Annotated in this window: 19 protein-coding genes and 1 pseudogene; 9 read left to right on the top strand and 11 right to left on the bottom strand. The window is 70.5% G+C overall.

Going from position 1 to position 23,158, the window contains the following annotated elements:
* Window positions 1–190 precede the first annotated feature (190 nt).
* From IEZ19_RS28445 to IEZ19_RS28420, 6 genes are all read left to right on the top strand, one after another.
* The gene (locus IEZ19_RS28445; protein WP_189314173.1) at window positions 191–1,345 is read left to right on the top strand and encodes a CaiB/BaiF CoA transferase family protein; all 1,155 of its coding nucleotides are present in this window, start codon (window positions 191–193) and stop codon (window positions 1,343–1,345) included.
* The gene (locus tag IEZ19_RS28440; protein WP_189314172.1) at window positions 1,345–2,370 is read left to right on the top strand and encodes an LLM class F420-dependent oxidoreductase; all 1,026 of its coding nucleotides are present in this window, start codon (window positions 1,345–1,347) and stop codon (window positions 2,368–2,370) included. The genes IEZ19_RS28445 and IEZ19_RS28440 overlap by 1 nt, the downstream gene beginning before the upstream one ends.
* A gap of 2 nt (window positions 2,371–2,372) precedes the next feature.
* Entirely contained in the window at window positions 2,373–3,515 is a 1,143-nt protein-coding gene (locus tag IEZ19_RS28435) for an acyl-CoA dehydrogenase family protein (protein WP_189314260.1), read from the top strand.
* A 76-nt stretch (window positions 3,516–3,591) separates the two neighbouring features.
* Window positions 3,592–4,806 (top strand): acetyl-CoA C-acetyltransferase, encoded by a 1,215-nt coding sequence (locus IEZ19_RS28430; protein WP_189314171.1) that lies wholly within the window; start codon window positions 3,592–3,594, stop codon window positions 4,804–4,806.
* 49 nt (window positions 4,807–4,855) lie between these two features.
* Window positions 4,856–7,132, top strand: coding sequence for a 3-hydroxyacyl-CoA dehydrogenase NAD-binding domain-containing protein (locus IEZ19_RS28425; RefSeq protein ID WP_189314170.1), 2,277 nt, complete (start codon window positions 4,856–4,858; stop codon window positions 7,130–7,132).
* Window positions 7,133–7,289: 157 nt separating this feature from the next.
* A complete protein-coding gene (locus tag IEZ19_RS28420) occupies window positions 7,290–9,122 on the top strand; it encodes an AMP-dependent synthetase/ligase (protein ID WP_189314169.1) in 1,833 nt (610 codons plus the stop codon).
* A 143-nt stretch (window positions 9,123–9,265) separates the two neighbouring features.
* Here the strand turns inward: IEZ19_RS28420 and IEZ19_RS28415 are convergent, their stop codons facing one another.
* Window positions 9,266–10,405 carry an acyl-CoA dehydrogenase family protein gene (locus tag IEZ19_RS28415; protein ID WP_189314168.1) on the bottom strand — a complete coding sequence of 380 codons (1,140 nt, stop codon included), beginning with the start codon at window positions 10,403–10,405 and terminating at the stop codon, window positions 9,266–9,268.
* Between the two features lie 128 nt (window positions 10,406–10,533).
* On the opposite strand from IEZ19_RS28415, the gene IEZ19_RS28410 reads away from it, so the two are divergent.
* A complete protein-coding gene (locus tag IEZ19_RS28410; RefSeq protein WP_189314167.1) occupies window positions 10,534–11,160 on the top strand; it encodes a TetR/AcrR family transcriptional regulator in 627 nt (208 codons plus the stop codon).
* A 27-nt stretch (window positions 11,161–11,187) separates the two neighbouring features.
* Here IEZ19_RS28410 and IEZ19_RS28405 read toward each other — a convergent pair whose 3' ends face one another.
* The 4 genes from IEZ19_RS28405 to IEZ19_RS28390 are packed head-to-tail and all read right to left on the bottom strand — an operon-like array spanning window position 11,188 to window position 14,552.
* Complete coding sequence (locus IEZ19_RS28405; protein ID WP_189314166.1) at window positions 11,188–12,693, bottom strand: aldehyde dehydrogenase family protein; 1,506 nt, start codon at window positions 12,691–12,693, stop codon at window positions 11,188–11,190.
* Complete coding sequence (locus IEZ19_RS28400; RefSeq protein ID WP_189314165.1) at window positions 12,690–13,631, bottom strand: oxygenase MpaB family protein; 942 nt, start codon at window positions 13,629–13,631, stop codon at window positions 12,690–12,692. Before IEZ19_RS28400 ends, IEZ19_RS28405 begins: the two co-directional genes overlap by 4 nt.
* A 12-nt stretch (window positions 13,632–13,643) precedes the next feature.
* Window positions 13,644–13,898 carry a hypothetical protein gene (locus tag IEZ19_RS28395; protein WP_189314164.1) on the bottom strand — a complete coding sequence of 85 codons (255 nt, stop codon included), beginning with the start codon at window positions 13,896–13,898 and terminating at the stop codon, window positions 13,644–13,646.
* Between the two features lie 24 nt (window positions 13,899–13,922).
* Complete coding sequence (locus IEZ19_RS28390) at window positions 13,923–14,552, bottom strand: DUF6230 family protein (RefSeq protein WP_229840900.1); 630 nt, start codon at window positions 14,550–14,552, stop codon at window positions 13,923–13,925.
* A 526-nt stretch (window positions 14,553–15,078) separates the two neighbouring features.
* Between IEZ19_RS28390 and IEZ19_RS28385 the strand changes: the two genes are divergently transcribed.
* The gene (locus IEZ19_RS28385) at window positions 15,079–17,847 is read left to right on the top strand and encodes a helix-turn-helix transcriptional regulator (RefSeq protein WP_189314163.1); all 2,769 of its coding nucleotides are present in this window, start codon (window positions 15,079–15,081) and stop codon (window positions 17,845–17,847) included.
* Between the two features lie 871 nt (window positions 17,848–18,718).
* On the opposite strand, the gene IEZ19_RS51070 is transcribed toward IEZ19_RS28385, so the two are convergent.
* On the bottom strand, window positions 18,719–18,985 hold the full coding sequence (locus tag IEZ19_RS51070; RefSeq protein ID WP_229840897.1) for an alpha/beta fold hydrolase: 267 nt from the start codon (window positions 18,983–18,985) through the stop codon (window positions 18,719–18,721).
* Window positions 18,986–19,027: 42 nt separating this feature from the next.
* On the bottom strand, window positions 19,028–19,642 hold the full coding sequence (locus IEZ19_RS28380) for an alpha/beta fold hydrolase (RefSeq protein ID WP_229840895.1): 615 nt from the start codon (window positions 19,640–19,642) through the stop codon (window positions 19,028–19,030).
* Between the two features lie 195 nt (window positions 19,643–19,837).
* Here IEZ19_RS28380 and IEZ19_RS28375 point away from each other — a divergent pair.
* A pseudogene (locus IEZ19_RS28375) lies at window positions 19,838–20,020 on the top strand (ketol-acid reductoisomerase); the annotation flags it as partial.
* A gap of 69 nt (window positions 20,021–20,089) precedes the next feature.
* On the opposite strand, the gene IEZ19_RS28370 reads toward IEZ19_RS28375, so the two are convergent.
* The 4 genes from IEZ19_RS28370 to IEZ19_RS28355 form a co-directional block, all read right to left on the bottom strand.
* Complete coding sequence (locus IEZ19_RS28370; protein WP_189314162.1) at window positions 20,090–20,272, bottom strand: hypothetical protein; 183 nt, start codon at window positions 20,270–20,272, stop codon at window positions 20,090–20,092.
* On the bottom strand, window positions 20,269–20,916 hold the full coding sequence (locus IEZ19_RS28365; RefSeq protein WP_189314161.1) for a YceI family protein: 648 nt from the start codon (window positions 20,914–20,916) through the stop codon (window positions 20,269–20,271). The genes IEZ19_RS28370 and IEZ19_RS28365 overlap by 4 nt, the downstream gene beginning before the upstream one ends.
* A gap of 92 nt (window positions 20,917–21,008) precedes the next feature.
* Window positions 21,009–21,755 (bottom strand): SDR family oxidoreductase, encoded by a 747-nt coding sequence (locus IEZ19_RS28360; RefSeq protein WP_189314160.1) that lies wholly within the window; start codon window positions 21,753–21,755, stop codon window positions 21,009–21,011.
* Between the two features lie 112 nt (window positions 21,756–21,867).
* On the bottom strand, window positions 21,868–23,158 hold a 1,291-nt coding region (locus tag IEZ19_RS28355), incomplete at its 5' end, for an FAD-binding protein (protein WP_189314159.1).

The following is a 23,158-nucleotide window of genomic DNA, read 5'->3' as shown; positions in this document are numbered from 1 at the left end:
CTTAGCGATCGATCAGGGAATCGCCGCGACCGGTGTCGGTCTCCGTCTCCCTTCCCTGACGAGTATCGCCAAAAACTCCTGGCAATCAGGGAGTTGACCGATCAACTGCACGCTCCTACGTTCTTAACGAACGCTCAGTAAGGTCCCGGTCGAGCGGCGGCGAGTCCGCCGTTCACCGAGAGAGGAACCCATGAGCCACCACCCCCCTGACTCACAGGGCCGCGGCAGCGCCGGGCCGCTGGACGGAGTGCGCGTGGTCGAGCTGGCGGGCATCGGCCCCGGCCCGTTCGCCGCGATGCTGCTCGCCGATCTGGGCGCCGACGTGGTGCGCGTCGACCGCCCCGGACCCGCGCCGCTCGGCGGCGACCCCGCGTACGACGTGACCAACCGCAACAAGCGCTCGGTCCTGGTCGACCTCAAGTCGCCCGAAGGACCCGAGACCGTACGGGAGTTGGCGGCGCGCGCGGAGATCCTGGTGGAGGGATACCGCCCGGGTGTCGCGGAGCGCCTCGGGGTCGGCCCCGAGGAGTGCATGGCCGTCAACCCCGCGCTGGTGTACGGCCGGATGACCGGTTGGGGCCAGCAGGGGCCGCTCGCGCCCCTGGCCGGACACGACATCGGCTACATCGCCATGGCGGGCGCCCTCTCCATGGTCGGCGCGCCGGACGGACCGCCCGCCGTCCCCGTCAACCTGCTCGGCGACTACGCCGGCGGCTCGCTCTACCTGACCACCGGTCTCCTCGCGGCGCTGCTCACCGCCCGCGCCACCGGCCGCGGCCAGGTGGTGGACGCCGCGATCGTCGACGGCACGGCCCACCTCACCGCACTCTTCTGGGGCATGCTCGCCGAGGGGACCTGGCGGGACGCCCGCGGACGCAACCTCCTCGACGGCGGCTGCCCGTACTACTGCGTCTACGAGACCGGCGACGGCGGCTGGATGGCGGTCGGCGCCCTGGAGCCGCAGTTCTACACCGCGTTCGTCTCCCTGCTGGGCCTGGACGGGGACGACCTGCCGGACCGCGCGGACCCGCGCAACTGGCCGGAGTTGCGAGCCCGGTTCACCGCGCGGTTCGGGACCGCGTCCCGCGACGAGTGGACGGCCGTCTTCGAAGGCACCGACGCCTGCGTCGCCCCCGTGCTCTCGCTGCGCGAGGCGGCCGGCCACCCGCACCTGACCGGGCGCGGCACCTACACCGAGGCGTACGGCATCACCCAGCCCGCTCCCGCGCACCGCTTCTCCGCCACCCCCGGCACCCTCCGCCTGCCTCCGGCCGTCCCCGGCGCGCACACCGCCGAGGTGGCCCGCGACTGGGACATGCCCGAACTGCTGAAGGACCACCGCTGATGGAACTGTCCTCGCCCCTGACGTACGCGGGCGACCCGCGCGCCGCCGCGGACCAGGCCGCCGCCCTGGAGTCCGCGGGACTCGACGCCGTCTGGGTGGCCGAGGCCTACGGCTTCGACTCCGCGACGATCATGGGATACCTGGCCGCGAAGACCGAGCGAATGCGGATCGGCTCGGCCATCCTGAACGTCTACTCGCGCACCCCCGCGCTGATCGCCCAGACCGCGGCCGGACTCGACGCCCTGACCGGCGGCCGCGCCCTCCTCGGCGTCGGCGCCTCCGGACCGCAGGTCGTCGAGGGCTGGCACGGCCGGCGCTACGACCGCCCGCTGGGCCGTACCCGCGAGGTGATCGAGCTGTCGCGGCGGATCTGGCGGCGCGAGGTGATCGAGCACCACGGCATCACCGACCTGCCCCTGCCGCCCGAGAAGGGCGGCACCCACGGCAAGCCCCTGAAGCTGCTCACCCATCCGGTCCGCGACGCCATCCCCGTGTACGTCGCCGCGCTCGGCCCGGCCAACGTCCGGATGACCGCCGAACTCGCCGACGGCTGGCTGCCGTTCCTCTACGCGCCGGAACACGCCGCCAAGGTGTGGGGCCGGTCCCTGGCCGAGGGCGCCGCCAAGCGCGACCCCGCGCTCGGTCCGCTGTCGGTCGTGGCGGGCGGCCTGCTCGCCATCGGCGACGGCGCCGACGCGGTCCGCGACCTGATGCGCCCCACCGTCGCCCTGTACGTCGGCGGCATGGGGGCACCCGGCCGCAACTTCTACCACGACCTGGTCTGCGCCTACGGCTACGAGGCCGCCGCGGCCACCATCCAGGAGCACTACCTCGCGGGCCGCAAGAAGGACGCCGAGGCCGCCGTGCCGGCCGAACTGCTGGAACAGATCTGCCTGGCCGGCCCGGAGGGCTATGTCCGCGACCGTGTCGAGGTCTTCCGCGAGGCGGGCGTGACGATGCTCAACGTCACTCCGGTCGATCCCGATCCCGCTCGGCTGATCGAGCGCGTGAGGAGTTGGTTGTGACAATGGAGCGAGACCTGTACGGCCCCGACCACGAGGCCTTCCGCAAGACCGTGCGGACCTTCCTGGCCAAGGAGGTGGCCCCGCACCACGAACGGTGGGAGAAGGAGGGCGTCGTCGACCGCGAGGTGTGGCGCTCGGCGGGTCGCCAGGGCCTGCTGGGCCTGGCCGTCGGCGAGGAGTACGGCGGCGGGGGGACCGAGGACTTCCGGTACAGCGCCGTGCTCATCGAGGAGTTCGCCCGGGCCGGCGCCTCCGGACTGGCCCTGAGCCTGCACAACGACATCGTCGGCCCGTACCTGACCCGGCTCGCCACCGAGGAGCAGAAGCGGCGCTGGCTGCCCGGGTTCGTCTCCGGCGACATCGTCACCGCGATCGCCATGACGGAACCCGGAGCCGGTTCCGACCTGCAGGGCATCCGGACCACCGCCACCGACCAGGGCGACCACTACCTGCTCAACGGCGCGAAGACCTTCATCTCCAACGGCATCCTCGCCGACCTCGTCGTCGTGGTGGCCCGCACCACGCCCGAGGGCGGCAGCGGAGGGCAGAGCCTGCTCGTCGTCGAGCGCGGCATGGACGGCTTCGAACGCGGCCGCAACCTCGACAAGATCGGCCAGAAGGCGCAGGACACCGCCGAGTTGTTCTTCAACGAGGTGCGCGTCCCCAAGGACAACCTGCTGGGGGAGGAGAACCACGCCTTCACCTACCTGATGGGCAACCTCGCCCAGGAGCGGCTGGCCATCGCGGTCGGCGCCGCCGCCGCGGCCGAGGAGATCCTGGACGTCACCACGCGGTACGTGAAGGAGCGCGAGGCGTTCGGACGGCCGCTGGCGAAGCTCCAGCACATCCGCTTCGAGATCGCCGAGATGGCCACCGAGGCCGCGGTCACCCGGACCTTCCTGGACCGCTGCATCACCGAGCACAGCCAGGGCCGGCTCGACGCCGTGCACGCCTCGATGGCCAAGTGGTGGGCCACCGAACTGCAGAAGCGGGTCGTCGACCGATGTCTGCAACTCCACGGCGGCTACGGCTACATGAACGAGTTCCGGGTAGCCCGGGCGTTCCTCGACGGCCGCATCCAGACCATCTACGGCGGCACCACCGAGATCATGAAGGAGATCATCGGCCGCTCCCTCCTCGGTTGAGCCACGTCCAACTGCCCACATCGGCACCTGTGCTGCATGCGCGGCTTCTCACGACCCGACATGGAAGGCACCCAAGGTGAGCACCGAAGCGTACGTGTACGACGCGATCCGCACCCCGCGCGGTCGCGGCAAGGCGAACGGGGCCCTGCACGGCACCAAGCCGATCGACCTGGTCGTCGGCCTGATCCACGAGACCCTCCGCCGCTTCCCGGACCTCGACCCGGCAGCGATCGACGACATCGTCCTCGGCGTGGTCGGCCCTGTCGGTGACCAGGGCGCCGACATCGCCCGCACCGCCGCCATCGTCGCCGGACTGCCGGACACCGTGGCCGGTGTCCAGGAGAACCGCTTCTGCGCCTCAGGTCTCGAAGCCGTCAACATGGCTGCCATGAAGGTCCGTTCAGGATGGGAAGACCTGGTCCTGGCAGGCGGCGTGGAGTCCATGTCCCGCGTCCCGATGGGCAGCGACGGCGGAGCCTGGGCGCTGGACCCGCGCACCAACCACGACACCGGCTTCGTCCCGCAGGGCATCGGCGCCGACCTCATCGCCACCCTGGAGGGCTTCACCCGCCACGACGTGGACGCCTACGCGGCTCTCTCCCAGGAGCGGGCCACCGCGGCCTGGAAGGACGGCCGCTTCGACAGGTCCGTCGTCCCCGTCCGGGACCGCAACGGGCTGCTCGTCCTCGACCGCGACGAGCACATCCGGCCCGGCACCACCGCCGAGAGCCTGGCGGCGCTCAAGCCCTCCTTCGCACAGACCGGCGAGCTGGCCGGCTTCGACGCCGTCGCCCTGCAGAAGTACCACTGGGTGGAGAAGATCGACCACGTCCACCACGCGGGCAACTCCTCCGGCATCGTCGACGGCGCCGCCCTGGTCGCCATCGGCAGCAAGGAGGCCGGCGAGCGTCACGGCCTGACCCCGCGTGCCCGGATCGTCTCCGCCGCCGTCTCGGGCGCCGAGCCCACCATCATGCTGACCGGGCCCGCCCCCGCCTCCCGCAAGGCGCTCGCCAAGGCCGGGCTGACCGTCGAGGACCTCGACCTGGTCGAGATCAACGAGGCCTTCGCCGCGGTCGTCCTACGGTACGTCAAGGACATGGGGCTTTCCCCGGACAAGGTCAACGTCAACGGCGGGGCCATCGCCATGGGCCACCCGCTCGGGGCCACCGGCGCCATGATCCTCGGCACCCTCGTGGACGAACTGGAGCGCCGCGACCTGCGGTACGGGCTGGCGACCCTGTGCGTCGGCGGCGGTATGGGCATCGCCACCGTCGTCGAACGCTTCTGACCGCACCGTCCACCTGCGCAGCCGTTCACCTTCACAGGAGACCTCAGCCATGGGCCCCACCGCACGACCCTCCACCATCCGCTGGGAGGAGTCCGACGACCACGTCGTCACCCTCGTCCTCGACGACCCGAGCCAGTCCGCCAACACCATGAACGCCGCGTTCATCGACTCGCTGGACGCCGTCGCGGCGCAGCTCGCGGGACGCCGTGACGACATCCGGGGCGTCATCATCGCCTCCGCCAAGAAGAGCTTCTTCGCCGGCGGCGACCTGCGCGACCTGATCTCCGTCACCCCCGAGACCGCGAAGGCGTCCTTCGAGGCCGGCATGCGGGTCAAGCGCTCGCTGCGCATCCTGGAGACCCTGGGCAAGCCGGTCGTCGCCGCGATCAACGGCGCGGCTCTGGGCGGCGGTTACGAGATTGCCCTGGCCTGCCACCACCGCGTGGTGCTGGACACCCCGGCCGTCCGCGTCGGGCTTCCCGAAGTCACCCTGGGCCTGCTGCCCGGAGGCGGGGGAGTGACCCGCACCGTCCGGATGTTCGGCGTCGCGGACGCCCTGCAGAAGGTGCTTCTGGAAGGCACCCAGTACGGACCGGCGCGCGCCCTGGAGGCGGGCCTGGTCGACGAGATCGCCGCCGATCAGGGCGAACTCCTTGCCAGGGCACGGGCGTTCGTGGACGCCAACCCAGAGTCCGCCCAGCGGTGGGACGCCCCGGGCTACCGCATCCCAGGGGGCACACCCTCGACCCCGAAGCTCGCCGCCCAACTCCCGGCTTTCCCCGCGCTGTTGAAGAAGAAGACGGGCGGCGCCCCCTACCCGGCGCCGCGCAACATCCTCGCTGCGGCCGTGGAGAGCGCCCAGGTCGACGTGGACACGTCCTTCGTCGTGGAAGCCGAGTATCTGACCGAACTCGTCACCGGGCAGATCACCAAGAACATGATCCAGGCGTTCTTCTTCGACCTCCAGGCGGTCAACTCCGGGGCCAGCCGCCCGAAGGGGGTCGAGCCGCACAAGGTGACCAAGGTCGCCGTGCTGGGCGCGGGCATGATGGGCGCGGGCATCGCCTACTCCTGCGCCAGGGCGGGCATCGAGGTCGTTCTCAAGGACGTGTCCGCCGAGGCGGCCGCCAAGGGCAGGGCCTACTCCGAGAAGCTGTGCGCCAAGGCCGTCGCGCGCGGCCGCACCACGCAGGGAAAGGCGGACGCCCTGCTGGCCCGTATCACCCCGACCGCCGAGGTCCACGACCTGGCCGGGTGCGACGCGGTGATCGAGGCCGTCTTCGAGGACACCGGACTCAAGCACAAGGTCTTCCAGGAGATCCAGGACGTCGTCGCCCCCGACGCTCCCCCAAACTCCGTCCGGGGGTACCCCCTGCTGTGCTCCAACACCTCCACCCTGCCCATCACCGGCCTCGCCAAGGGCGTCGAGCGACCACAGGACTTCATCGGCCTGCACTTCTTCTCCCCGGTCGACAAGATGCCGCTGGTGGAGATCATCAAGGGGGAGAAGACCGGGGACGAGGCCCTGGCGCGCGCCTTCGACCTGGTGCGGCAGATCCGCAAGACGCCGATCGTGGTCAACGACTCGCGCGGCTTCTTCACCTCCCGGGTCATCGGCCACTTCATCAACGAGGGCGTCGCCATGGTGGGCGAGGGCATCGACCCCGCCTCCGTCGAGCAGGCCGCGGCGCAGGCCGGCTACCCGGCCAAGGTCCTCAACCTGATGGACGAGCTCACCCTCACCCTCCCGCGCAAGATCCGCGAGGAGAGCCGCCGCGCGGCCGAGGAGGCGGGGCACAACTGGGAGCCGCACCCCGCGGACGCCGTCGTGGACCGCATGATCGACGAGTTCGGCCGCCCGGGGCGCTCAGGCGGCGCGGGTTTCTACGACTACGTGGACGGCAAGCGGGCCGGGCTGTGGCCGGGCCTGCGCGAGCACTTCACGGACCCCGCGAAGCAGCCCGCCGAGCTGACCGAGCTGGTGGAGAGGATGCTCTTCGTGGAGGCGCTGGACTCGGTGCGCTGCCTGGAGGAGGGCGTGCTGGTCTCGGTGGCGGACGCCAACATCGGCTCGCTGCTCGGCATCGGCTTCCCGCCGTGGACCGGCGGCGTGCTCCAGTACATCAACGGCTACGACGGCGTCGCCGGGGCAGGTGTCGGGTTGCCCGGCTTCGTGGCCCGGGCGCGGGAGCTGGCCGGGAAGCACGGCGAGCGCTTCGCCCCGCCCGAGCTGCTGCTGCGCAAGGCCGGGCAGGGCGAGACCTTCACGGACTCCGATCCCATCCGGGGGTCCGCGGCGCCCTCGGCCCGTACCCGCACCTCCTGAGCACCGACCGGCCACCGTGGGCCGGGTCGTCCGTTCCGCGCGGCCGGCCCACGGCAGCCCTCCGCACTTCCTCCGCGCTCCTCCCGGCACGCCTGCCGGGGCGCCCCACCGCCCCGGTCTCCCCGGACGTTCCCTTCCGACCCGCAAGGAGGCCCAGATGACTTCAGCGCCCCGCACCACCGGCGAACTGCCCGACGCCCCGGCCGACCGGACCCTGCCGCAGCTGCTGGCCCGCAACGCCCGTGATTACCCCGAACTCCCCGGCCTCTCCTGGCGGCCGGCGGACGGGAACGGCGACTGGACGAAGCTCACCTGGGCGGAGATCCACGAGCACACCGAGAGACTGGCGGCCGGTTACGCGGCGCTCGGCGTCGGCCGCGGCGACCATGTGCTGCTGATGATGGCCAACCGGCCCGAACACTGGCTGTCCGACCTGGCGCTCGTCCGCCTCGGGGCCATCCCGGTCAGCGTCTACGGCACCGCGGCCCCCGAGCAGATCACCCACATCGCCCGCAACTGCCGGGCCCGTGTCGCCGTCGTGGAGGGGACGGCGCAGGTGGAGGTCTGGGAGCCGCTGCTGTCCGACGCCGACACCCCGCTGGGGCGGCTGGTGGTGGCCGAGGCGGGCGCCGAGGGCAGCCACTTCCCGTACGCCGCCCTGCTCCGCGAGCCGGTACCGGAGCAGTTCGCCAAGGAGCTGGACGCCGCGCGCCCCGACGACCCGCTGACCGTCGTCTACACCTCCGGCACCACCGGGGAGCCCAAGGGCGTCGTCCTCACCCACCGCCAGGTGATGGCCAACGCCCTTGCGCTGGACGCCGTGGTGGAGCTGCCGCCGCACGTCGAGCACATCTGCTACCTGCCGTTCGCCCATATCGCCGAGCGGATGCTGGGCATCTACCTGCCCTGCCACCGGGTCTCGCACGTGTACCTCTGCGCCGACCCCACGGGCGTGGGCGAGGTCGTGCGCAAGGTGCGCCCCGCGCAGTTCTTCGGCGTGCCGCGGATCTGGGAGAAGCTGTGCGCCGCCGTGCGGGCCGTCCTCTCCCTGATGCCGGCCGAGCAGCGGGCGGTCATCGACGAGGCGTCCGCGGTGGCCCGCGAGCACGTCGGGTACCGCGAGCGGGGCGAGACGCCGCCCGCCGAGCTCGAGGAGCGCTACGCCCGCGCCCGCCAGGCGGTGCTGCTGCCGCTGCTGGCCGCGGGCGGACTGGACCGGGTGACCTGGGCGGCCAGCGCGTCGGCGCCCATGCCGGTCGACGTGGTGAACTTCTGGGCCGGGTTCGGCATCGTGATCATGGACGCCTGGGGGCTGACCGAGACCACCGGCGTGGCCACCACCAACAGCCCGCGGACCGGCTTCCGGCTCGGCTCGGTGGGACGCCCCGTGGAGTCCGTGGAGGTCCGGCTCGCCGAGGACGGCGAGATCGAGGTGCGAGGGTCGTCGGTCTTCTCCGGGTACCTCCAGACCGACGGATCGGTGCGGTCCGCCCTGGACGCCGACGGCTGGCTGGCCACCGGCGACATCGGCCGGACGGACGAGGACGGCTATCTCTGGCTCACCGACCGGAAGAAGGAGATGATCATCACCTCCACGGGCAAGAACGTCTCGCCGGCCCTGGTGGAGAACGCGCTCAAGGAGCACCCGCTGATCGGCCAGGCGCTGGTGCACGGCGACGGGCGCTCCTACCTCGTCGCCCTGCTGGTGCTCGACGCGGAGGCCGCCCCCGCCTGGGCCGCGGCCAACGGCGTCGAGGCGGACGGCGGACTCGCCGGGCTGGCGCGACATCCCGCCGTCCGCGCCGAGGCGGAGCGTGCGGTGGCCGCCGCCAACTCCCGGCTCAACCGCACCGAGCAGGTCAAGCGGTACGAACTGCTGGCCGAGGAGTGGGGTCCGGCGACCGGCGAGCTGACGCCCTCGCTGAAGATGCGGCGCCGGGTCATCCGGGACAAGTACGCCGACGCGCTGTCCGGGCTCTACCAGGACTGAGCCGGGGCCGCGCTCCTCCGCGCTCCCCGCCGTACGAAAGGATTTCGCGCTCCCCGCATACGCGACGCCCCGCGCTTCCCGCGCTGGGAAAGCGGCCGCCCACCCCGGTCGGGGGTGGGCGGCCGCCTCGTGTCCGGGCCGGCTCAGAGGCCGTAGGTCTTGCCGATCACCTCCCGCTGGATCTCGCTGGTTCCGCCGTAGACCGTGGAGACGACCGCCGCCCGCAGATGGCGCTCCATGTCGAACTCGGTGGTGTATCCGTAGCCGCCCATCATCTGCATGCCTTCCAGGGCGGCCCGCTTGGCGGTCTCGGTGGCCTTCAGCTTGGCCATGGACGCCTCCCGCGGGAACAGCTTGTCCGGCTGCGCGTCGCAGTCCAGGGCCACCTCACGCACGAGCAGCCGGGTGCACTCGATCTCGGTGGCGAGGTCGGCGACCCGGTGCCGCAGCGCCTGGAAGGAGCCGACGGGCCGCCCGAACTGTTCGCGTTCGCGGACGTAGGCGACGGCGTCGTCGAAGGCGCGGCGCGCCAGGCCCAGCATGTTCGCGGCCAGGAAGAGCCGTTCGTAGTTCAGCCCGGCCATCAACTGCCGCCAGCCGTTGTTCACCTGGCCCACGACCGCGTCCGCCGGCAGCCGGACGCCGGTGAGGAACACGTCGTTGACCTCCCGGCCGCCCATGGTCTCGATGCCCCGCACCTCCACGCCCGGGGCGCCGGCGGGCAGATGGAACATGGTCAGCCCGCCGTGCTTGTCCTCGCCGGTGCGGGCCACCAGCAGAATGCTCTTCGCGCAGTGCGCGTTGGAGATCCAGGTCTTCTGACCGTCGATCACCCAGGCGCCGTCGGCCGCCTGCCGGGCCTGGCAGCGCAGCGCGCCGACGTCCGACCCGGCCCCCGGCTCCGACATGGCGATGGACAGGACGTCGCCGCGCACGGCGCCGGACAGCACCTCGTGCCGCTGCCGCTCGGTGCCGAACCGTTCGTACGCCTTGGCGGCGATGACGGTGGTGATGAAACCGCCGGCCGGGACCATCCCGTACGAGGTCTCCTCCAGGAACAGACACGCGTCGGCCAGCCCACCGCCGGCGCCCCCGTACTCCTCGGGCAGACACACCCCGAGCCAGCCCAGCTCGGCGAGCCTGCCGTACATCTCGGGGTGGTGGGCCTCTCGGCCCCCTCCGGTCAGCGCGTCACGCTGCTCGCGGGTACCGCACTCGCGCTTGGCGAAATCACGGACGGCCGCGGCGAACGCGGCCTGTTCTTCGGTGAGACGACTGCCCATCGGGTCCTCCGGAGGTCCGGGCGCCGGACGGCGGCTCGGATCGTGTCGAGTGAGAGCCAAGGTTACAAAGATATAATAAATGTTTCATAGTCGCTCTGGAGGGGTGCACCGGTATCGTGAGCAGCGCCATGAAGACTGACGCGAACGACTCGCTGCTCGCCCGGGCACTCGCCCAGCCCGAGACGGAGGACCGGATGGCGCGGCAAATCCTCGACGCCGCGCTGGAGCAGTTCACCGTCTTCGGTCTGCGCCGCTCCTCCGTGGACGACGTCGCCAAACGGGCCGGCGTCTCCAGGGTCACCGTCTACCGGCGCTTCCAGAACAAGGACAAGCTGGTCGAGCACACCCTGCTGCGTGAGCTCAGCCGGTTCTTCCAACGGCTGGACTCGGCGGTGGCGGCGCTGCCGACCATGGAGGAACGGGTCGTCGAGGGCTTTGTGGTCGCCCTGCGCCACACCCGCGCACATCCGCTCTTCGGCGGCCTGCTGCGCCTCGAACCCGAGGTGGTGCTGCCCTATCTGACCGTGCATGGCGGCTCCTCGCTCTTCGCCACGGTCGAGTACCTGACGGGGCATCTGCGCCGTGCGCAGCAGGCCGAGGGCCGCCCCGACGAGGACCCACGGCCGGTCGCCGAGCTCATGGTGCGGGTGGCTGTCTCCTTCCTGCTCAACCCCGCCAGCTGCATCGAGATGGAGGACGAGGACCAGGCCCGGGCCTTCGCCGGCCGCTACCTGGCCCCCCTGCTGGACGCCTGACCGGCCGGCGGAGCGCCGCCCGGCGGTTCAGTGCCGCAGGTGCAGCGCCCGGGCCAGCCGCACCGCGCGCTCCCGGGCGGCGGCCGGTACCTCGAAGGAAGTCAGCGCGATCGGCGGGGTGAACCGCTGCACCGTCGTCGACTGCACGGAGGTGAAGGCCCGCAGCCCCTCCTCGCCGTGGATCCGCCCGAAGCCGGAGTCCTGCGAACCGCCGAACGGCAGCGCCGGCACGGCCGCGAAGCCCAGCACCGAGTTCACCGACACCGCCCCGGCGCGCAGCCGCGCCGCGATCGCCGCTCCGGCGCGCCGGTTCCGGCAGAACACCGCGGCCCCCAGGGCGTACCGCGAGTCGTTGGCCCGGGCCACCGCCTCGTCCACGTCGGCCACGGGGTTGATCGCGACGACCGGCCCGAAGGTCTCCTCCCTCATCGCCGCCGCGTCCTCCGGCACATCGGTCAGTACGACGGGCGCGACGTACGGCGACTGGACGGACTCCGGGCCGCCCAGCAGGGCTCGTGCGCCCGACGACACCGCTCCGGTCACATGCCGCTCGACGATCCCGATCTGGCCCGGCAGGGTCATCGGACCGTAGGCTGCGTCGCTTTCGGCACCCGGGCGCAGCGTCCTGGCGCGTTTCACCACCCGTTCGCACAGTGCCGCATGGATCTCGCGCACGGCGTAGACGCGTTCGACGCCCGCACAGGTCTGTCCGGCGTTGCTCAGAGCGCCCCACACGATCGCGTCGGCGGCGGCGTCCAGGTCCGCGTCCGCGGTGACGATCACGGCGTCCTTTCCGCCGCACTCGGCGAGGAACGGCGTCAGCGTCTCGGCGCACACCGCCATCACCTTGCGCGCCGTTCCGGGCGAGCCGGTGAACGCCAGCTTGTCGACCCCGGAGCGGGCCAGTGCCTCTCCGGTTGCCGCGGCGCCGGTGACGGTGGTGAGCAGTCCGGCGTGTGCGGGCACGGCCGAGTCGAACAGCTCGGCGAGCAGGACGCCGGTGCCCGGGGTCAGCTCGGACGGCTTGAAGACCACGGCGTTCCCGGCCGCCAATGCGTATCCGACGGAGCCCATCGGGGTGTAGCAGGGGTAGTTCCAGGGCCCGATCACGCCGACCACGCCCAGCGGCCGGTGCACCAGCGAGGCCCGTTGGTGGACGGTGAACAGTCCGGTGCCCACCCGGCGCCGGCGCAGCACGCGTTCGGCGTTGCGGGCGGCCCAGCCCAGGTGTTCCAGGGTGAGGACGACCTCCAGCGCGGCGTCACCGGCCGGCTTGCCGGTCTCCTCGGCGATGGTCCGGGCGACGGTGTCCAGGTCGGAGGCGAGGGCCCGCTTCCAGCGCAGCAGATGGTCACGGCGCCGGGCCGCGGGCAGCGCCGCCCAGCCCGACTGGGAGGTCCGGGCCCGGGCCACGGCGCGGGAGACCTGCTCGGGACCGTCCACCGGGTGCTCGGCGAGCGGCTCGCCGTTCGCCGGGGAGTGGGTGGTGAACGTCGCGGTGCGGGGTGCGATGTCGGGGGTGGTGTCGGTCATCGGGGCTCCTGGTGAGCAACGTGCGGGGTGGCGGGCTGCTCCGGGACGGCAACCCGTTCCGTCGGTGTGTCGTCATTCAGCGGGACCAGCGGCCGGGAATGGGCCCAGTGCGGGCCGAGGTCGTCGAGGGTCCAGCCGAAGGGGTAGGTGCGCGCCTTGGGGTTCCGCGGGAACCGTTCCGGCCGGCCCGGCAGCAGACGGATCAGCGCGGCCCGCGTACGCAGCGCGCGGTGGGTCACCGCCTGCAGCCAGCGGGGTTCCGGGCGGAAGCCGAGCGCCTTCAGCAGCGGTTCGTCCAGAATGGCGAGCGGGACCCGGGCCGCCAGCCGCCGCACCGGGGCCGGATACCAGGAGGCGAGGACGCGCAGGGTGGCCGCGGCCACCCTCCGGTTGGCGGGGTCGTAGGCGAACATCTCCCGCTCGTAGTCGTCGTGGAGGCGCTCGAAGGCGGCGTAGGTGCCGGGCACGCCGGTGATGCCCATCAGCTCGCCCATCCGGCGGCCCACCAGCGCCAGGCTCTCGGTCTCCTGCTCGGACAGCCGCCGCCAGCCGTACCGGTCGATCCACCGTTTCGGCCCGACCACCGTGGTGGCCAGGACGTAGAGGAAGTCCTCGTTCGGTATGCGGTAGCGGCCGTGGATACGGTTGAGATGACGGGCGGCGGCCCGGCCGTGCTCCGAGTCCATTCCCTCGCGGACCATCTCGTAGGCGATCAGCACCGTGTCGTCGTACCGCTTCTGACCGGCCCGCTCGAACTCCTGGGTGCGGTCCAGGAGCCGGGAGATGCGCGGGACGCCGTAGTCGCGCAGGAAGGCGATCGACGTCCCGTGGAGGTAGTCGCGGGGGAACTCGTAGTGGGTGATCCACCGGTAGATCTGCTCGAAGTCCTGCCGGGGATCCATCTGCCGGATGCGGCGGAGCCGGCTGTAGCGGCCCATGGGCGATCTCTCCTATCGGGTTCGCGCTACCGGCTCACGGTGCGCGCGGTCAGGTCGATGGACGGTCGCAGCGTCGACCAGCACCTGGCCGGCCTCCAGCGTGCTCACCCCCAGCTCGGGAAGCTGCACGGCGATCGGGAGATCGGCGGGGAGGACGTCGGCGCCCGGGCAGATTCGCGGAGAGCTGACGTCCGGGTTCGGGACGACGATGGCGCCGGTGAGCCGGGTGACGTAGATGTCGACCTGAGAGAACAGCAAGCTGAACACGGCTGAGTCCGCCCTTCGTCGCCATCAGCAGCACTGCTTGCCGGAACGGCTGATCTCGATCTCCAGCTCGTCCGGCGTCAGCGTGCCGCCGCTGGCGGAGTACGCGGTGCTGCGCAGGTCGTGGGTGACGGCGCTCCTGGCCCGGACGGAGAAGGTGTCCTTGGGCCGGGTCACGCCGGCGGCCGTGAGAGTGGAGGCGTCGCGGCCGGCTTCCACGCCGGTCACGGCGCCTCCGCCACCGGTCGGACCGACGGAGTTCACCACCAGGTTGCCGTCCTTGAGCGGCTTGTCGCTGCCCGGGCGCACCAGCAGGGAGATCTCGCCGGTGAGCGGAACCTTCTGCTTGGCCGGGGCGCAGGAGCCGGTGAGCGTACCGGTCTTGACGGCCGCCGGCAGTACGGGCTTCACGTCCGCCGCGCCCCGGGGGAGGACGGGAAGGACGACACACCCTCCGCGGTCACCTCGCCGGCGGAGACCTTGAAGGCGGCCCCCGAGACCGGGAAAGAGGCGGCGACCGCCCCCGGGACGATCGGCGATGCCCAGCGCCACGACGGCCATGGTGCAGGGGACGAACACGACGGCGCCGAGCTTCCAGTGCGTACGGTGCTCTCCTGAGCGGGCCGTGGTGGAACCGGCGGCTGTTCTGGGTTCCATGACGAGCCCCCTGAGAGTCGAAGATACAAAAACTATTGACTTGTTTCATAAGCGCGTCAATACTCCGGCCGCAACCGAGAAACGGAGGCGCCATGACCGCTCTTCACACCCGTCCGGACAATCAACCCACTTGCAGCACGCGGAGGTTGGCCAAACGTCCGAGGGTTCGGGCGTCGCGCCGGGGTGGTCCGGCCTGACGGCGCGTCTGCCGAGACGCTGGGAAGGAACTGCGCATCGGCGCGAGACGGTCACGGCACTCGACCGCGCTTGTCGTGCGCGGGATCGAGATCGACGGCGGGAGAGCCGACAGCTCTGCTCACGCTCGGACCGCCGCTCTGGACGGAGAGAGTCCAGAGTGACCTCAGCCACCGACGAACAGCTGCGTCCCGGTGAGAGAGGGCGGACCTTCCGGGGAGGAGCGACCCAGTCCGGTGACGGTGGGGAACGGCGGAGCCGGCGCCATGAGCGACAGAGGCTCGTTTTGTGTTCAGGGAGCCCCTGTATACGCTCGATCCCGGGGGTGCCTATGACAAGCAGGGATCCGCAGTCCCACCTGCGGGGACGGCAGAGCGAATGTGAGGTGTTGCACCGGCACCTGGCGGCTGTGCGGGCGGGGCACAGCGCGGTTGTGGTGCTGCGCGGCGAGGCCGGCATCGGCAAGACGGCATTGCTGGAGTACCTCTCGGGCCAGGCGCACGGCTGCCGGATCGTGAGAGCGGCGGGCGCCGAGTCCGAGATGGAGCTGGCCTTCGGCGGCCTCCACCAGCTGTGTGCCCCGTTCCTGGATCAGCTCGACCGTCTGCCGGATCCCCAACGTGCCGCGATCGAGACCGCGTTCGGCATGAGTGCGGGAACGCCACCAGACCGCTTTCTCGTCGGTCTCGCGGTGCTCAGCCTGCTCGCCGACGTGGCTCAGCAGACGCCGCTGATCTGCCTCGTCGACGACGCCCAGTGGCTCGACCACGTCTCGGCGCAGATCCTCGGGTTTGTCGCACGACGCCTGATGGCGGAACAGGTCGGACTGTTCTTCGCCGTGCGCGAGCCGGACGGCGAGCGCATCCTTCAGGGGCTTCCTGAGCTGGTGGTGGAGGGCCTGAGGGAACCCGACGCTCGCGCGCTGCTGGAGTCGGCGATCCCTGGCAGATTCGACGAGCGCATCCGCAGCCGGATCCTCGCCGAGGCCCGGGGCAACCCGCTCGCCCTGTTGGAGTTGCCCCGCACATCGTCCGCGGCCGATCTCGCCGGCGGGTTCGCCTCACCCGGACCGAGGCCGCTGGCGAGCCGGCTCCAGCACAGCTTCATCCTGCGGGTGCGGGCGCTTCCGCCGGTGACACGGCGACTGCTGCTGCTGGCAGCTGCCGAGCCGATCGGTGACGTCTCCTTGTTGAGACGTGCGGCGGAGAAGCTCGGCATCTCGACCGATGCGGCCTCCCCGGCCCTGACGGCGGGCCTGCTGAAGCTGGGCACCCGGGTGCGGTTCCGGCATCCGCTGGTGCGCACGGCGATCTACCACGCGGCGGCCCTGCCGGAGCGCCGGGAAGTCCACAGAGCTTTGGCCGAGGTGACGGATGCCCGGTCCGATCCCGATCGCCGGGCATGGCACCTTGCACGCGCCGCGGCGGGACCGGACGAGACGGTGGCCGGCGAGCTGGAGCGTTCGGCCGGCCGGGCGTGGGCGCGGGGCGGAATCGCGGCGGCGGCGGCATTCCTGGAGCGAGCGGCCGAGTTGACCCCCGATCCGTCGCGCCGCGGGACCAGAGCCCTGGCGGCGGCGCGGGCCAAGTATCAGGCGGGTGCGTTCGACGCCGCGCTGGAGCTGTTGGCCGTGGCGGAGCTCAGCGCCCTCGACGACCTCGAACGTGCCCAGTCGAGTCTGTTGCGCGGGCAGATCACCTTCGGAGCCAGGAGCGCCGGCGCAGCCGTGCCACTGCTGCTCAAGGCGGCCCGGCAGCTCGAGCCGCTCGATGCCGAGGCCGCTCGGGAGACCTACCGTGACGCGTTCTACGCGGCTCTTACCGCGGGCCGGCTGCCCAGCGGCCCCGGCATCGAGGAGATCGCCCGGGCCGTACGCACCGCGCCGCGGTCGCCGCGGCCCGGGCGCACCGGTCTGCTGCTGGACGGCTTGGCCGCGGCCACCGCCGACAGCTACTCCGCGGGCGCGCCGATGCTGCGGCGGGCGCTGACCGCCTTCCGAAGCGAGAGCATCTCCTCCGAAGAGGGCCTCGGCTGGCTCCCGTTCGCCTGCCGTATGGCCCACAACGTGTGGGACTTCGAAAGCTACAGCGTGCTCTCCGCGAACCTTGTCGATCTGGCACGCGAGACGGGGGCCCTTTCGGTACTGCCGTCGGCTCTCCTCCTGCGCCTGTCGAACCGGGTCTTCGCCGGCGACCTCGCCGGCGCGGACTCGCTGGCCGTGGAAGCTGTGACCATCGGTGAGGCGACGGGCAGTCGCTTCATGGCGCAGTACGGAGCCCTGGTGATCGAGTCGTGGAGGGGGCGGGAGGCCGCGACACGTCAGGCGGTCGACGCGGTCACCAGCGACGGCGCCCTTCGAGGCGAGGGAAAGGTGCTGACCGCCACCCAGTGGGCGCTGGCGGTTCTGTACAACGGCCTCGGCCGGTACGAGGAGGCCTACGCGGCGGCCGAGCAAGGCTGCGAGCACCCACAGGAGCTGGGACTGTCCAGCGCGTCGCTGGTCGAACTCGTCGAGGCCGCCGCCCGTAGCGGAAAGCAGGAGATCGCTGCCGAGGCCACCGACCGGCTCGCCGGGATGGCACAGGCCAGTGGCACCGACTGGGCGCTGGGTATCTCGGCGGGCGCACGTGCCCTGATCAGCGACGGCGAGGCTGCCGACGCGCTGTACCGGGAGGCGATCGAGCGGCTTGAGGCCGCGCAGGTGGGGGCGATGCTCGCCCGCGCTCGGCTCCTGTACGGCGAGTGGCTGCGTCGTGAGAACCGCCGCGTCGAAGCACGCGCACAGCTGAGCACCGCCTACGAGACGCTGAGCCGGATCGGAGCCGAGGCGTTCGCGGAGCGCGCACGACGCGAGCTCGAGGCGATCGGAGAGACGGTACGCAAGCGTGTGCTCAGCACGGGCGAGACGCTGACACCGCGGGAAGCGCAGATCGCACGCCTGGCCGGCGACGGGCTGACGAATCCCGAGATCGGTGCACAGCTCTTCCTCAGCCCGCACACCGTCGAGTGGCATCTGCGGAAAGTGTTCGCGAAGCTCGGCATCGCATCCCGCAAGCAGCTCCGCGCAACACTGCTCGAGGGCACGGCGGCTCCTGCGTAGCCCAGGATGGGCGGGATGTGGGTGTCGGGGCCCGGGAGGAGGTCGCCGTGGCGAAGGCCGCCACCGAAACAAGGGCTGCCGGCGTCGGTGGACACGCGGCGGGCGTCATGGGCTGCGGTCTCAGGGTGGCACGGATGAAGGTGTCGAGTCCGAATTCGTCGGGCCCTGCGATCTCCATGGTGCCGAAAAGGGGGCGGAAAGCAGCGGTGTGGGCCAGGAGCGCGGCGACTTCGCTGGAGAGCACCGGCCTGATCCGGACGGGCGCCACCCAGATGTTCCAGTCGTGTGTCGCGGTGTCCGCGATACCGCCGGCGGACTCGAAGAACTGTGTGGCACGGATGACGGAGTAGGGCACCGAAGACCGTCGGATCAGGTCTTCCCGAGCGAGCAATGCGCGGAAGCAACCGCTGTCCTGCAGACGTTCGACACCGACGACGGACAGAGCGACATGGTCGCACGCCCACTGCGGCCTCTGTCGCGAGAAGGTTCGCCGTGGAGCGGCACAGACCTTCCATGGCGGCTCTGTCATCGATGTGGAACCCGTCGTCCTGAGCGGATATCCCGTCCTCGTACGACGGCGGGCCCGAGAGGTCGATGACGACGGCTGCACCGGTGAGAGCCTCGGAGGGCCCTCACCGATGAGCGTGTCGACTCCGGAGGCGGCGGAGACCAGGACGGGCTCGTGGCCGTGTTCCTCGACCCCGGTGACGATCTCGGGGCCGAGGAACCCGTTGGTGTCGATGACCACGACCTTCATGAGGGGAACCCTTTCGCCGGAGGGCGGATGTTCACCCCGATCGACCGGACAGCCCGGGGAAGGTGTGACACGCCAACGGCGCCTCGTCGCCGTCCGCCCGGGTGTCGCGTCACTTCACTGGGCGCTCCCGGATGCCGAGGCCAGGAACTCGACGACTGCCATGGCGAATTCCTCAGGGTGCTCCAGGTGGCCGAGATGACCCGTCCTGTCGAGGACCACGAGCCGTGAGCCGGGGATCCCTTCGTGGATCATCCGTGCCCAGCGCGGTCCGCAGATGAAGTCGTCCTCTCCGACCAGCACCAGCGTGGGAGCGGTGACGGCGGACAGTTCGTCGCGGACGTCGAAAGGCGGACCTTCGCCCCATGCCGGTGCCGCGTACATGTGCAGGGATTCGCGTCCCGCGACGAAATCGTCCTCGCGACCTCAGTAGTCGTGGAAGTACGCCGGAGCGATCGTGCGCAGCACCGCCGTCTTGCCCTCGTCGTCGTACCGGTCGAGCCGGGTGGTGAGACCGGCGACGTAGGTGGCCACCTCGGGATGATCGGCGACATGGCGCTGCGCGAACCGTTCCAAGTCGGTGACCGCGGCCGACCAGAAGCTCTCGCCGGTCACCGGGGAGGTGTCGTAGAGGATCAGGGAGGCCACGCGCTCGGGGTGATCAAGAGCGTACCGTTGGGCCACGAACCCACCGTGTGAATGGCCGAGCAGCACGATGTCCGGCAGCGCCAGATGCTCGATCACCGCATGCAGAAATTGGGTGTACGTGGCCAGGTTGTAGTCGCGTGGCTCGGCCAGCCGGCCGGACGCACCGGTGCCCACGGGCTCGATGTAGACCATGGTCATGCTCCGCTCGAGCTCGGGCATGCGCAGATATTCCCAGCCGATGCCCGGCCCTCCGGAGTGAGCAAGGCACACAGGCCCGCTGCCGGCGACGTGGTAGCGCTGGTCGATGAGAGCCGTGCCGTGCGGGACGGCGATCGTGTGCGTGCCGGGTGACAGGGGCGACCCGGGGTCTTCGGCAGGGGATGGCAGGGCCATTGGCTCGCTTGTGGCGTTCACAACTCCCAGATGGTGCGCCAGCCGAAGGAGCGACTCAAGACATTGTGTCACGCTTCATACACTGTTTTTCCGTCCATGTCACACTGTCTGGCAGGAACCGAATACCTTTGCGTGCAGCCGGAGTTTACTTCGAGGCAGACGTCGTGTGCCGCCACCGATGCCGCAGCGGTGAACCCGGCCGGCGTGAATGTGTGCGTGGTCGCCCCGAAGGGCCCGGGCCGCCTGGTGCGTCGCCAGTACGAGGAGGGCCGCGGCGTGCCCTGTCCTGTAGCGGTGGAACAGGACGCGACCGGCAACGCGTTCGCGCTGTCGTACGCGAAGAGCATCGGCGGCACCCGCGCCCGTGTCATCAGGACGGCCTGTGTGTGCGCAGGCTTTCCAGCGTTGTGATCGATCGGCCAATGTCGTCGGACTGGTTCTGTCAATTCATGGGTGAGTGCTCGCTTCAAGTTGTTGATCCAGCGCGCTGGAAATGCCACGTATCCGCTCGTTGAGATCGTCGAGTGATTTGCGCAGCTCAACCACACGGGTTTTCAGGTCCGTTGCCTCGGCGGCCAGAGACTTGATGGTAGCCGTGATGTCGAATCGGTCCTCGGTGGCCTGAGTCATCGCATGCCCCCCTTCGGAATCGTGCGCCGACCTGCGTCTGCCGGCCATACGGCTCCCGTGCGTGCCGGCTGAACGGCGGAAATGTCGAGGATCAGCTTCACTTTGTCGCTGATCAGAACGCTCCCTGTTTCCAGCGGTGCGTTCCAGTCGAGCCCCCAGTCGGAACGCCGCAGCGTGGTCGTGCCCTGGAAGCCGACACGGTGCTGCCCGTTGGCGTCCCAGGTCGCCCCACCGAACTCGAGGTCGATGTGAAGGGGCAGTTCGACATCCTTGATCTGTAGATACCCTGACATACGGAACTGGTCCTCACCGCTGTCGACGATGGCTGCGGAACGGAAGGCCATCAGCGGGAACGTCGCCGAGTCGAGGAGATCCGGGCCGGTGAGTTGCGCGTCGCGGTCGCGCATGCCCGTGTCCAGGCTACCGGTCTGGACACTCAGGTAGGCCGCGGATCGAGCGGAGCGGGGCCCGTCGAGCTTGAGGAGTCCTTCGAACGCGGTGAACTTTCCCCGCACATTCGTGATCACGGCGTGTCGGACGGAAAACCCGATGGTGCTGCGTGCCGGGTCGACGGTGTAGACGCCGGTCGGTGGTTTGTAGGGGTCGGCGGTCCGAACAGTGATGTTCTTGCGGTTCCTGAGCATGGCGAGCCGCCTCCTTCGTGCGGTACGGGCGGACCCGGGGCCGGAGTTGGCGGTGGCCCTGCCGGAGAGGGCAAGGGCCACCGCTCGCAGACTTACTGCTGCTGCGCGAGCCAGTCGGCGAACCGGGTCTCGGCGATGTGCGCGCCGGGACCGGGCAGGAGAGTGTTCTCCTCCAACTCGGCACCCCAGTACCGGGCGTGCGGGTCCGTGACGATCTTGCGGGGATCGTTCTTGGCGGCGAGTCCCATGCGGATGAATTCCTCGAGCTGGAACGCCTCGGGGCCGCCGACCTCCAGCACGCCGTTGGTCGGCGCGCCGACCGAGGTGCGGCCGACGGCCGCAGCCACGTCGTCGGAGACTATGGGCTGGATCTTGGCGGCGGGCAGGCGCACGGTGTCGCCCTCGGTGACTCCGTCTGCGAGCCCCTTCGCGAACTCGAAGAACTGGGTCGCGTGGACGATGGTGTACGGGATGCCGGACGCCTTGATCAGCTCCTCCTGGGCCTGCTTGGCGCGGAAGTACCCGCTCTCCTGCAAGCGCTCGGTGCCGACCACGGACAGGGCCACGTGATGCGTGACGCCGGCCTCGGCCTCCGCCTTGAGGAGGTTGGTGGTCGAGGTGCGGAAGAAGCTCATGACGTCGTCGTCCGCGAACGAGGGCGAGTTGGACACGTCGACCACGACCGACGCGCCCTTCAGGACCTCCGGCAGACCCTCGCCGGTCAGGGTGTTGACGCCGGTATTGGGGGCGGCCGGGACCGCCTCGTGTCCGTGCGCGTTGAGCTTCTCGACCACCTTTGAGCCGATGAGCCCGGTTCCGCCGATCACAACAACCTTCATGATGGAGTCCTTTCGAATTTCGACTGCACTGGAAGAGACAGAGCAACGGCTTTTTCTGTGACACGTGCTCGCGGGAAAACTGGGGAATTCCTCGGCGAGGCACGTGCACGCGTCACTCGACGAGTTTCCCTTCCGTCGAGATCTCCGCCATGAGTGAGGAAATCTCGTCCGGGATCGGCGGAATGCTTTCGTGGGTGATGCCTGTGGTGGGGGACCACACGAGATTGACCTGGAGGGCGGGGTCTTGGTGTGGGTGGTCGCTGCGGTTGTGGCAGCCTCGTGTTTCGCGCCGTTCGAGTGCCGCTTCGAGTGTGGCCCGGGCTGCGAGGGCGGCGGACTTGAGGTCGAAGGCGTGGGCGAGGTCCTGGTAGCCGGCGATGTCCGGGTGGACGCCGATGTCCTGCATGCGCTTGTCGATGGCGGCGAGTTCGGCGAGTCCGGTGCGCAGGCCTGCTTCGTCGCGTACGACGCCGGCGTGTTCGGTCATGGTGTTGCGGATGGCGCGTTGCAGGGCGCGGACGTTTTCCGGCCCGTCTGCCGAGAGGAGGTCGTCGATCTCGGCGCGGGCGTGTGTCAGTGCGGCTGCCGATCGTGGTTGCGCGGTGAGGGACTGTGTGTAGGCGGCGGCTGCTTGGGCGGTGATGCGGCCGTAGACCAGCAGCTCGATGAGGCTGTTGCCGCCGAGGCGGTTGGCGCCGTGCAGTCCGCTGGAGGCTTCACCGATGGCGTACAGGCCGTGGACGTCGGTGCTGTGGTCCTCGGGCCTGACCCAGACCCCGCCCATCGAGTAGTGCGCGGTGGGTGCGATCTCGATGGGCTCGCGGCTGATGTCCAGCATCTGTAGGTCGAGGAGGGTCTGGTAGACGCGGGGGAGTCGTGTCGTGATCGTCTGCCGGGGCAGGTGGGAGACGTCGAGCCACACGCCGCCCTTGGGTGTGCCGCGTCCTTCTTTGATCTCGGTGTAGGAGGCGAGGGCGACGCGGTCGCGGGTGGACAGTTCCATGCGTTGGGGGTCGTAGCGTGTCATGAACCGTTCGCCGAGGGCGTTGCGCAGGATGCCGCCTTCGCCGCGTGCGGCTTCGCTGACGAGGGTGCCGGCGGCGTTCTCCGGCTCGATGATTCCGGACGGGTGGAACTGCACGAGTTCGGCGTCGCGCAGCCGGGCTCCGGCTTCCACGGCCAGGCGGAACGAGTCGCCGGTGTTCTCGTCGCGTCGGGAGGATGTGCGCCGCCAGATGCGGGTGTGGCCGCCGGCGGCGAGAATGACGGCGTCGGCGTGGATGATGTGGCGTGTGCCGTTGGTGAGGTCGAAGCCGTAGGCCCCGAACACGGTGCCGTCGTGTACCAGGAGTCGGGTGATGTAGAGGCCGTCGAGTACCGGGATGTCGAGCTGTGTGGCGCGT

Origin of the sequence: Streptomyces brasiliensis (genome assembly GCF_014647875.1) — a bacterium.
GTDB lineage: Bacteria > Actinomycetota > Actinomycetes > Streptomycetales > Streptomycetaceae > Streptomyces > Streptomyces brasiliensis.
Note: the sequence above shows the minus strand (reverse complement) of the source record. Positions and strands in the feature narration are given on the sequence as shown.